This is a genomic window from Streptomyces tateyamensis (assembly GCF_003205575.1).
GTDB classification, from domain to species: Bacteria; Actinomycetota; Actinomycetes; order Streptomycetales; family Streptomycetaceae; genus Kitasatospora; species Kitasatospora tateyamensis.
The window spans coordinates 422-773 of record NZ_PYBW01000298.1; the positions used below are offsets into that span (position 1 = coordinate 422).

General features: G+C 76.1%; 1 pseudogene. It reads right to left on the reverse strand.

Annotated features, from left to right (window positions below):
* Positions 1-290, reverse strand: a pseudogene (locus C7C46_RS35645) (hypothetical protein); the annotation flags it as partial.
* Positions 291-352 lie beyond the last annotated feature (62 nt).

Below are 352 nucleotides of genomic sequence, written 5' to 3' on the forward strand. Positions count from 1 at the left end.
GTGCGGACCAGGTCCAGCAGGGCCCGCTCGCGTTCGGCCGGGCTGAGGGCGGTCAGGCGCCGGCGAAGGACGTCCGCTCCGCTCTCGGAGGTGCTGCTGGTGACGGCCCGGCGGGCGGCCCCGGTGGGGGCGAGGGCGCGCAGCAGGGCGGGGATCTCGTCGGTGCGGGTGCGCAGGGCGGCGGTGTTGACGTGCAGCGGGACCAGCGCCGGGTGGGGGGAGGCCAGGGCCGCGTCCAGCAGGGCGAGCCCGTCGGTCTGGGTCAGGGCGGGCAGGCCCTGACGGTTCATCCGGGCAAGGTCCGCCTCGGTGAGGTCGGCACTGAGACCGGTGTTGGTGTTCCAGAGGCCGT